At 81.5% G+C, this 493-nt stretch carries 1 pseudogene; it reads left to right on the top strand.

From position 1 onward, the window contains the following. Positions 1-60: 60 nt before the first annotated feature. Positions 61-493, top strand: a pseudogene (locus tag CTKZ_RS21225) (cell filamentation protein Fic); the annotation flags it as partial.

Raw genomic sequence — 493 nt, 5'->3', positions numbered from 1 at the left:
GGGCTGCGCAGCGCGCGGGCCAGCGCGGCCGTCGACGGGGCCCGGGTCACGCTCGACGTCGTGCGCGGTCTCGCGACGGGCGCGGCACCGCACGAGCCGGGCGGCCCGGCACTCCCCGGGCGGCCGGACCCGCACGTCGAGCGGGTGCTCGGAGCCGTGCGTGCGGCGGCCGTCGTCGAACGCCTCATGCCGGACCTCGGCGCGCGGGGGTCCGCGACCCTCCCACCGCTCCCGCAGCTCCTGGCCCGGCTCCACGCCGCCGCGGCCACCGGCTGGCTCGACGACGACGCCGTCGGGCGCGTGCGCGGCGCCGGCGCGCCGCAGGACCTGACCGGCCTCGGACCGGCACCCGCCGGCGAGGAGGTCGTCGCGCGCCTCGACCTGCTCGGGCGGGCCGTCGCGACGACGCGTGCCCCGGCGCTCGTCGTCGCCGCCGTCGTGCACGGCGAGCTCCTCACGCTGCGGCCCTTCGCGGCGGGCAACGGCGTCGTCG

The organism is Cellulomonas algicola (assembly GCF_003851725.1).
Lineage (GTDB): Bacteria > Actinomycetota > Actinomycetes > Actinomycetales > Cellulomonadaceae > Cellulomonas > Cellulomonas algicola.
Note: the sequence above shows the minus strand (reverse complement) of the source record. Positions and strands in the feature narration are given on the sequence as shown.